Annotated in this window: 8 protein-coding genes; 7 read left to right on the top strand and 1 reads right to left on the bottom strand. The window is 71.3% G+C overall.

The genetic code is table 11. The annotated features are described in order from the left end of the window. Positions 1 to 120: 120 nt before the first annotated feature. Positions 121 to 1,317 carry an NAD(P)/FAD-dependent oxidoreductase gene (locus tag ACZ4WH_RS20970; RefSeq protein WP_468182505.1) on the bottom strand — a complete coding sequence of 399 codons (1,197 nt, stop codon included), beginning with the start codon at positions 1,315 to 1,317 and terminating at the stop codon, positions 121 to 123. A gap of 209 nt (positions 1,318 to 1,526) precedes the next feature. Between ACZ4WH_RS20970 and ACZ4WH_RS20965 the strand changes: the two genes are divergently transcribed. From ACZ4WH_RS20965 to ACZ4WH_RS20935, 7 genes are all read left to right on the top strand, one after another. Further along, positions 1,527 to 2,246 carry a PIG-L deacetylase family protein gene (locus ACZ4WH_RS20965; RefSeq protein ID WP_468182503.1) on the top strand — a complete coding sequence of 240 codons (720 nt, stop codon included), beginning with the start codon at positions 1,527 to 1,529 and terminating at the stop codon, positions 2,244 to 2,246. A gap of 3 nt (positions 2,247 to 2,249) precedes the next feature. Then, on the top strand, positions 2,250 to 2,996 hold the full coding sequence (locus tag ACZ4WH_RS20960; protein ID WP_468182501.1) for a class I SAM-dependent methyltransferase: 747 nt from the start codon (positions 2,250 to 2,252) through the stop codon (positions 2,994 to 2,996). 139 nt (positions 2,997 to 3,135) lie between these two features. Then, positions 3,136 to 4,755: an MDR family MFS transporter gene (locus ACZ4WH_RS20955; RefSeq protein WP_468182499.1), complete on the top strand. Its 1,620-nt coding sequence runs from the start codon at positions 3,136 to 3,138 to the stop codon at positions 4,753 to 4,755. Positions 4,756 to 4,837: 82 nt separating this feature from the next. Then, complete coding sequence (locus tag ACZ4WH_RS20950; RefSeq protein WP_468182497.1) at positions 4,838 to 5,239, top strand: DUF3224 domain-containing protein; 402 nt, start codon at positions 4,838 to 4,840, stop codon at positions 5,237 to 5,239. 314 nt (positions 5,240 to 5,553) lie between these two features. Next, positions 5,554 to 6,252: a hypothetical protein gene (locus ACZ4WH_RS20945; protein WP_468182495.1), complete on the top strand. Its 699-nt coding sequence runs from the start codon at positions 5,554 to 5,556 to the stop codon at positions 6,250 to 6,252. Positions 6,253 to 6,616: 364 nt separating this feature from the next. Beyond that, entirely contained in the window at positions 6,617 to 7,882 is a 1,266-nt protein-coding gene (locus ACZ4WH_RS20940) for an MFS transporter (RefSeq protein WP_468182493.1), read from the top strand. Beyond that, on the top strand, positions 7,879 to 8,520 hold the full coding sequence (locus tag ACZ4WH_RS20935) for a sulfurtransferase TusA family protein (RefSeq protein WP_468182491.1): 642 nt from the start codon (positions 7,879 to 7,881) through the stop codon (positions 8,518 to 8,520). Before ACZ4WH_RS20940 ends, ACZ4WH_RS20935 begins: the two co-directional genes overlap by 4 nt. Positions 8,521 to 8,597 lie beyond the last annotated feature (77 nt).

Genomic DNA, 8,597 nt, shown 5'->3' with positions numbered 1-8,597 from the left:
AAAAAGAAGGAGACGGGAGCATGAGGGACAGAACAAACAACCCCCCCCCACCCCCCCCCCCCCCCCCCCCCCCCCCCCCCCCCCCCCCCCCCCCCCCCCCCCCCCCCCCTTCCGTACCGTTCATCCGGCCGGCTGGATGCGCGCCATCAGTTCCGGGGTATACAGCTCGCGGATCGGCCTGATCCCGGCGACGGTGTCGAAGTACCTGACCGTCAGCTCGGGGTCGGCCTGGATCACGCGCAGCAGGGCGGTGCGCTGCTCCCGTGCGTCGAGCTGGGCGACGGTGAGCGTGGCCCGGTAGCTGTCCGTGAGTTCCTCGTCCCGCCTTTCGGCGAAGGTGCGCAGGGCTTTGTCGAGGAGTTCCTCGTCGTGCAGTTCGGCGCCGACGGCCTCGGTGAGCAGCTCGGCCTGGAGGAAGGCGTCAGTGATGCCCCGGGCGCTGATGGAGTCCTTGTGGTGGCCGGCGTCGCCGACCAGGACCCAGCCGGGGCCGTGGGCGGTGCGGAAGTAGTTCTGCTGGTCGCCGGTGCCGCGCAGCCGCTCGGTCTGCCTCCGGCCCTCCATGCGTGCCCACAGCTCGGGCGCCGTGGTGCGGACGGTCTCCAGATACGCGTCCTTCGCGCGGGAACGGACCGCGGCGAACTCTTCCTGCGGGAAGTAGGCGGCGACCAGCGTGGCGTTGTCGTGGGTGGGCACCGCGCCGACCCAGCGCCCCGGGCTCTCGTAGAGTTCGAAGTCCGCTGTCACGTCCTCCCAGAGGGTGTAGTACGCGCACGTCATCCGCGCGTCGGAGACGCGGCGGCGGGCCCCCACGAGGCGGGCGACGGTGGACCGCATGCCGTCGGCGCCGACCACGAGGGCGGCGTCCGCGGTGCGGCGCCGGCCGGAGGCGGTGTACTCCACACCGGTCACCCGGTCGCCCTGGCGGCGCACACCGCCCACCGAGGCGCCTTCGCGCAGGTCGACACCGGAGGCCACGGCGGCGTCGACGAGGATCTTGTCCAGGACGTGTCGACGAGGCGCGTAGGCCGCACGGTGTCCGTCGACGCCGCTGGCGCAGCCGGAGAGTTCGACGTCTCCGAGCCGGTAACGCATCCGCTCCAGGGGCGGGCACCCGGAGGTGACGACCTGGTCGAGCAGTCCCCACCGGGCGAGGCGTGCGACGCCGGGCTGGTGGATGTAGTTGGTGGACAGGGTGTCCGACGGGAAGGTGGCACGATCCAGCAGCAGCACCCGGTATCCGGCGCGGGCGAAGAGCATCGCCGTGGGGGCTCCGCCGCAGCGGGCGCCCACGACGATGACGTCGTAGTCGTGCACGAGAGATCTCCTTCGAGAGGGGCGCGCTCGGGCTTCGAACTTAGGGACACGGATCGCGATCGGCTGCTCAAATCTGCGCGTACGGAGCGTCCGGCCATGGATGGGCCAATCAGCGTTGCGGATTGTGCAACATTGAGCACGAGACGCGAGCCGGCCCGTGGTTCAGTGGCGTTCGATCCACGTCCCTCGAGAGAATCGAGAAGCCGGTCATGAGCGACAACCAGCTTGTCCCCCTGCCCGACGACTGGGAACGCGCCCTCGTGGCGGTCGCGCACCCCGACGACGTCGAGTTCGGTGCGGCCGGAGCCGTGGCGGCCTGGACCGACAAGGGCAAGGACGTCGCGTACCTGCTGATGACGCGGGGGGAGGCGGGTATCGACTCGATGGAACCGGAGGCCGCTGCCGCCGCCCGCACCGAAGAGCAGATCGCCGCGGCCGGGATCGTGGGCGTCGGGCAGGTGGAGTTCCTCGACCACCCGGACGGGACCCTGGAGTACGGCCTGCCGCTGCGCCGTGACCTGGCGGCGGCCATACGCAGGTTCCAGCCGGAGCTGGTCGTCGGCTTCAACCATCACGACGCCTTCGGCAACGGCAAGTGGAACACGCCGGACCATCGAAACGCCGGACGGGCTCTCCTGGACGCGGTGGGTGACGCGGGCAACCGCTGGATCTTCCCCGAGCTGGGGTTGGAGCCGTGGAACGGTGTGAAGTACGTGGCGATCGCCAGTTCCCCCCGGCCCACCCATGCCGTCGACATCACGGACACGCTGGACCGCGCCGTGGAATCCCTTGAGGCGCACAGTGCCTATCTGGCCGCGCTGGGCCCGCGCATGGCCGATGTGCGCACTCCCCTCACCCAGTTCGCGAAGTTCACCGGGGAGCGGTTCGGGGGCCGCCCCGCGATCGCCTTCGAACTGCTGCCCCGCTGACCGATGAGCGGTGCCTTCGACCGTCAGGCGGCGGGGTACGACGCGGCTCGCGGCGGTCTGGAGCGGGGACGGCAGGCCGCCGGGGACCTGCTGCCGCACCTGGCCGCGGGCACGGTGCTGGACGTGGGCGTGGGCACCGGTGCGGTGGCCGCGGCACTGCGCGCGGCGGACCGCCGGGTGGTGGGAGCCGATCTGTCGCTCCCGATGCTGCGCCGGGCCGTGGACCGGCTGGGCCCCACCGTGGTGTGCGCCGACGCCGCGGCGCTGCCGTTCGCGTCGAGGTCGGTCGCCAACGTGCTCTTCGCCCACGTCCTGCACCTGGTGGACGACATGGGCCGGGCTGTGGCCGAAGCGGCCCGGGTGCTGCTGCCCGGCGGTCGGCTGCTGGCACTGCACGGCAGTCCCGAGCCCGAGACACGTGACGATGTGGTGACGGCCATGGCGGCGCTGGACGATCTCCAACAGGCCCGTCATGACTCGTGGGAGGCGATCGTGGAGGCGGGCCGGGCCGTGGGGCTGGAACAGGTCACCCGTGCTCCGGCGGCCGCGCATCCACGGGCCATGTCACCGTCGGCCTTCGCGAGCAGTCTGGAGCGACGGGAGCCGTCATTCGTCCTGCGCCTGTCGGACGAGGAGTTCGCCACGCGGGTCGCTCCGGTGGTGGCAGCTCTGCGAGCGCTGCCCGCGCCGGAGGCCGCCCGGCAGCAGGTGTGGCGGGTGGAACTGACCGTACTCGCCAAGGGCCACTGAGTCGGGGGCGATGTGGCCGGAAGTCGCCGGACGGTACCGGGAGGTGGGGCACACTCCGGTGCGTCGCGCAAAGGGGCCGTGCAGTGCGGGACGCAGCACACGATCCGATGGAATCACTCGATCGCCTCAGGAAGTCAACGTGAACGAAGAAACGGAAGACCCCACTCCCTCTGTGTCCACCCCGGAGGCGTCCGTGCCCACCGCATCGCCCCCCGCCGGGGAGGCGTCCGACGCGGCCTTCCGGAAAGCCGACCGGACGACCGCGTCCGCGAAGCCCACCGCGCCGACCGACAGGGCGGCGTTGCTGACCCCGGGGCAGCGGACCACCGCCACGGTCGGCGTGCTGCTCGCCCTGGTGCTGTCCTCGCTCGACCAGTCGGTGGTCGGCGCCGCGATGCCTGCGATCGCACGGGATCTCGACGGGCTGTCGCTGTACACCTGGGTGGGCACGTCATACATGGTGGCCGGCGCCGTACTGATCCCGATCGGCGGAAAGCTCGGCGACATGTTCGGCCGCAAGCTGTTCCTGCTGTGCGGTATCGCCGGCTTCATGGCAGCGTCCTGGCTGTGCGGGTTGTCCCAGAACATGCCGGAGCTGGTCGCCCTGCGCGGTGTGCAGGGTCTGTTCGGCGGACTTCTGCTGTCCAACTGCCTCACCACCCTGGGTGAGATTCACCCGCCGGAGAGCCGGGGCAAGGTCCAGGGCATGGCGGGTTCGCTGTTCGGACTGAGTTCCGTGCTGGGTCCCCCGCTGGGCGGCTGGATCACCGACGGTCTGGACTGGCGCTGGATCTTCTACATCAACGTGCCGGTCGGTCTCGTCGCTCTCGTCCTCGTGGCCTCGGCCCTGCCCGTCATCCGTACGGACGCGGCCTGGCGGGACATCGACTTCCCGGGTGCGGTGGTCCTGGCCACCGGAGTGGTGCCCCTGTTGCTGGGACTGTCCTGGGCCGGCGAGGGGCACGGCTGGGGCGAGCCGCTCGTATGGGCTCCGCTGCTGGCCGGGGTCGTCATGCTGGCCGCGTTCGGCCGTGTGGAGTCCCGTGCCGCCCATCCGATCGTGCCGTTCGGGCTCTTCCGCAACCGTACGTTCACCGTGATGATCGGCACCGCGTTCCTGTCGGCGTTCGCCATGATGGGCGCGGTCTATCTGGTGCCGCTGCTCTACCAGGGGGTGCTCGGCTCGTCCGCGACGTCCTCGGGCAACCTGCTCGCCCCGATGATGCTGGCGATCGTGGTGACCAGCATGCTGGCCGGCCGGGTGATCCACCGGGTCCCGCGCTACCGCTACCTGTTCGCGATTCCGCTGGGTGTCGCGGCGCTCGCGCTGGTGCTGCTGACCCTGGTGAAGCCCGGCACGGGCGTGTGGCTGCCCGTGGTGTCCATCGTGTTGGTCGGCGCCGGCCTGGGTACAGTGCTGCCGCTGACCACGTTGGTGATGCAGAGCGCTCTGCCGATGGAGCAGATGGGCGTGGGCACCAGCCAGATCCAGTTCTGGCGGATGCTCGGCGGCCCGGTGGCGCTCGCCGTGCTCGGCGCGGTGATGACGGCCCAGTTGGGAGGGAGCTCGACGAGCAGGCTGCGACCGGACGCACTGGCCGACGCGATGCACCCGGTGTTCTGGATCGCCGCCGCGGTGATGGCGCTCGCCGTGCCGGTCTCCCTGGCACTGCGCGAGGTGCCGTTGCGCGGAGCACCTCAGGCGCCGAAACCCTCCGACGACGCCGGCGCGGCTCGGCCGGCGGGCGCCACGGACTGACCTCACCGATCGCTGCTTCCCCCACCGGGGAGGCGGAACGCACAGTGAAGAACAGTGAAGAACCGAAGTCAGGGAGTAGGAAATGGCTCAAGCAAGCGGTCAGTTCGACAACAAGAGCTGGGACGAGAAGCAGCTGACGGCGGAGGGCGTCGCTCCCAAGCTGAGTCGGGCCGAGGTGGGCAACGCCTACCGTGGCGACATGGAGACCGAAGCGAGCACGGTCGAGTACCTGCTGGTCTACCCCGAGCAGGAGAACGCCGCGGTCACCTTCCTCGGTTTCGAGCACGTCACCACGACGCTCGGCGGACGCAGCGGCAGCTTCGTGCTCCGCCACGAGGGCGAATTCGCCAACGGCACGGTCAAGGCCGACCTGACCGTGGTACCCGGCTCGGCCAGTGGCGAGTTGGCCGGTCTGACCGGCAGCGGCAGCTTCGTCATGCACATGGGCAAGCCGGCCGAATGGACACTCGACTACGACGTCTGAGCAAGGGTCCCGGGCGGCGGCGCGCTGGGCATGTGCCGTTCGCCCGGGAACACCCTCCCCCGGTGCCTGTGGGACCGGTCCGACCTTCGGGAAGACGGCTCCCACAGGCACCTTTTTGCCGGTGGCGTGGTGGCACCTCCGGTTCCGTATCACGGACTGGGTTGGGGACCAACGGGTGGGACCACCGAGCCGGTTGGGAGGGACCGGCCGCCGATTCGCTCCCTCAGCTCGCCGTGCTCCTCGGTCTCGTCGCCGAGTCGGGCAACGCCCTCGATTCGCACGACGACGCCGTACGCGTGCGATGGAATGGGCGCGTGACCGTACACGATGTGGCCCGGGCGCTGCCGGGCATCAAGGAACTGCGTGACCACTGCCGTGGGCTCGCGCTGCTGGACGCCGTGCTCAGCCCGGAGTGGGACGCACGGTTCTACTCCTTCGACGCCCACTGGGGCGAGGGCGAGCAGATGGCGTCCATGCGGGACGGGATCGGGAGCGAGTTCGCGATCGTGTTCTCGGGCGTCGGGGCGTACGTCCGGGGCTTCGACCACGAGTCGCCCATGAGCCCCTGGGCCCGCATGGACGTCCCCGCGGTGTGGCCCGGCGTGCTCGATGACGTGCCCGAGGTCTTCCGCCAGTACGTCGCGGAGCCCGCGTTCCGCGACGAGCGCGGGGTCCCCGCCGTCACCTGCTGCCTGTGGCGCCGGGCGACCGACCCCGGCTGGCGGAGCGGGGTCATCGTCTTCCCCGAGAAGGCCGACGGCGACCCGGACGGTGCCGACGTCCTCTTCGAGCTCCTGGTCGACCGTTCACCGGAGGCCTACGCACAGTGGGCCTCCGAGCACTACGAGACCCCTGTCGACGTCGAGGCGGTCCGCCATGTCCTGACGGGGCGCCCGGTGACGCCGGAGATCGTCGCCGTGCTCAACCCGAACGCCGACCTTGCCGGTCTGGCCGAGGACATCGCGCGGATCGGCCACCCGGCGCCCGGAAGCCTGCCGGGCGCGAACCCGTAGACCTCCGAGCGCATCCGGTCGGCCCGGGCATGGCTACTGAACCACGGATGCCTGCTCGGGAGAGCGGCCCTTTCGGAACCGGAGACAGAGACGGCGACCGAGTACGCCGGACACATCCAAGGCGCCCTCGCCGCCGGGGAGCGTGCAGCCATGGCCGTCCTCGCGGCGGTGAATCGGCCCGGCATCGGCGTCACCACCGCCAGCGGGTAGGTACCTGTCCCCGTCTCGTGCGCCGGCCCGTAACGAAGGTTGTGGGCCGGCACCCGGACGCGTAACGACGCGCAACGTGTACGACGCACAGAACGAAGCCCGTTCGGCCGTGCCCGGCTCCTCGCGCATGGCGACACCCCGCCCCGGGAGACACATGACCAGCACCGCACCCGCCGGTACGACGGCCCACATATCCGACCCCGCGCAGGCCCAGCGCCGTATCCTGCGCGTGCTGGTCGCCTCCCAGATCCTCAGCGGCGCGGGCCTCGCCGCCGGCGTCACCGTCGGCGCGCTCCTCGCCCAGGACATGCTCGGCTCGACCAGCCTCGCCGGCCTGCCCAGTGCCCTGGTCACCGCCGGGTCCGCGCTGACCGCCGTGGCCGTCGGCCGCATCTCCCAGGGACGCGGCCGCCGTTCCGGCCTGGCCGCCGGATACCTCACCGGTGCCATCGGCTCGGCCGGCGTCATCACCGCGGCCGTCCTGGACAACCCCGTCCTGTTGTTCATCGCCCTCTTCGTGTACGGCGCGGGCAGCGCCACCAACCTCCAGGCCCGCTATGCCGGGGCCGATCTCGCCCGCCCCGGTCACCGGGCCCGGGCCGTCTCCACGGTGCTGGTCGCGACCACGCTCGGCGGTGTCGCCGGCCCCAACCTCGCCGCCCCGACCGGCAGCTTCGCCGAACACCTCGGCATACCGGACCTCGCCGGCCCCTTCATGCTCTCCGGCGCCGCCTACGCGCTGGCCTCGCTCGTTCTCGCCCTCTGCCTGCGACCCGACCCGCTGCTCCTGGCCCGCACCGTCGCCCGGGGCAAGGACGCCGACGCCGCCGCGCACCCGGCCGCCTCCGAAGTCGCCGGCGCGGACGAGGGCCGCGGAGGCGTCGTTCTCGGCGCGCTGGTCATGGTCCTCACCCAGCTCGTCATGGTCGCGATCATGACCATGACGCCGGTCCACCTGCACGACCACGGGAACGGCACCGCCGCCTCGGGCGTCGTCATCGCCATCCACATCGGCGCCATGTACCTGCCGTCGCCGCTGACCGGCTGGCTCGTCGACGGCTACGGCGGCATGAAGATCGCCGCCGCCTCCGGGATCACCCTGCTGGCCGCCGGCATCCTCGCCGCCGCGGCGCCCGGTGACTCCGTCGCCCTCCTGGCGCTCGCCCTGGCCCTGCTGGGGCTGGGCTGGAACTTCGGCCTCGTCTCCGGCACGGCGATCATCACGGACACCGTGCCGCTGGCCACCCGTGCCAGGACCCAGGGCGTGGTCGACGTCTCCATCGCGATCGCCGGCGCCACCGGCGGCATGGCCTCCGGCATCATGGTCGCGGCCACCAGCTACCCCGCCCTCGCCCTCACCGGCGGCTTCCTCTCCCTCGCTCTCCTGCCCGCCGTCGCCGCCACCGCCTACCGTCGATGACCTCCATGAACCACGAGATTGCAGCGCCGGACATCACGGTCGACGGCACCGGCCTGCTCTGTGTCACCCTCCTGATGCGCCTGCGCAAGGAGATCGACGGTGCCGAGCCGGGAACCGTGGTCCACGTCGTCGCCACCGACGCGGCGGCCCCGCTCGACCTGCCCGCCTGGTGCCACATGACCGGACACCGCTACCTCGTCCCTGTCCCCGCTGACGACCGCCCCGTCTACGTACCCTTCGCCTCTCGACCAAGGCCCGCCCCACCCAGACCGACGCCCCTTGCCGCCTCACCGGCAGATGACAAGGCCCCCTTCTCCCGCTGGACCGGGATCACCGCGGCGGCCGGTAGGCAGCTTCAGCGGACACCGCTGAGGAGTGCCTCGTTCAGGGCAGCACCCGCGCATCGGCTGACTGGGCGGAGCAGACGACCGTCCTGTGGCTCAGGTCCGACCGGCCTCGTCCGGCAGCGCTCTTCCTGGCGCGGGTGCGTCACGTCCGTACCGTCGCCGTTCGTCACCGATCACATCTGCAACTGCCCGGCGGATTCAAGGCGGGTGGCCGCCCCAACCTCGTCGCGGTCGGCCGACGCGATGGCTCCACGGCGCACAAGGGGGCACGGCGGGAATTCGACGCCGTAGGCGGCCGTCCAAATACCCGGACCCCGCACCGATTCCCGCCCAGCACGTCCCGAGTCACCCACATGCACACGGACCGA

This window comes from Streptomyces sp. NPDC029138 (assembly GCF_055564375.1).
The sequence above is the reverse complement of the archived record's forward strand: the minus strand, read 5'-3'. Positions and strand labels throughout refer to the sequence as shown.

Excerpts from the sequence above, each read along its gene's own strand:
- ACZ4WH_RS20965 (WP_468182503.1), top strand. The coding sequence starts at position 1,527 with ATGAGCGACAACCAGCTTGTCCCCCTGCCCGACGACTGGGAACGCGCC.
- ACZ4WH_RS20960 (WP_468182501.1), top strand. The coding sequence starts at position 2,250 with ATGAGCGGTGCCTTCGACCGTCAGGCGGCGGGGTACGACGCGGCTCGC.
- ACZ4WH_RS20950 (WP_468182497.1), top strand. The coding sequence starts at position 4,838 with ATGGCTCAAGCAAGCGGTCAGTTCGACAACAAGAGCTGGGACGAGAAG.
- ACZ4WH_RS20940 (WP_468182493.1), top strand. The coding sequence starts at position 6,617 with ATGACCAGCACCGCACCCGCCGGTACGACGGCCCACATATCCGACCCC.
- ACZ4WH_RS20935 (WP_468182491.1), top strand. The coding sequence starts at position 7,879 with ATGACCTCCATGAACCACGAGATTGCAGCGCCGGACATCACGGTCGAC.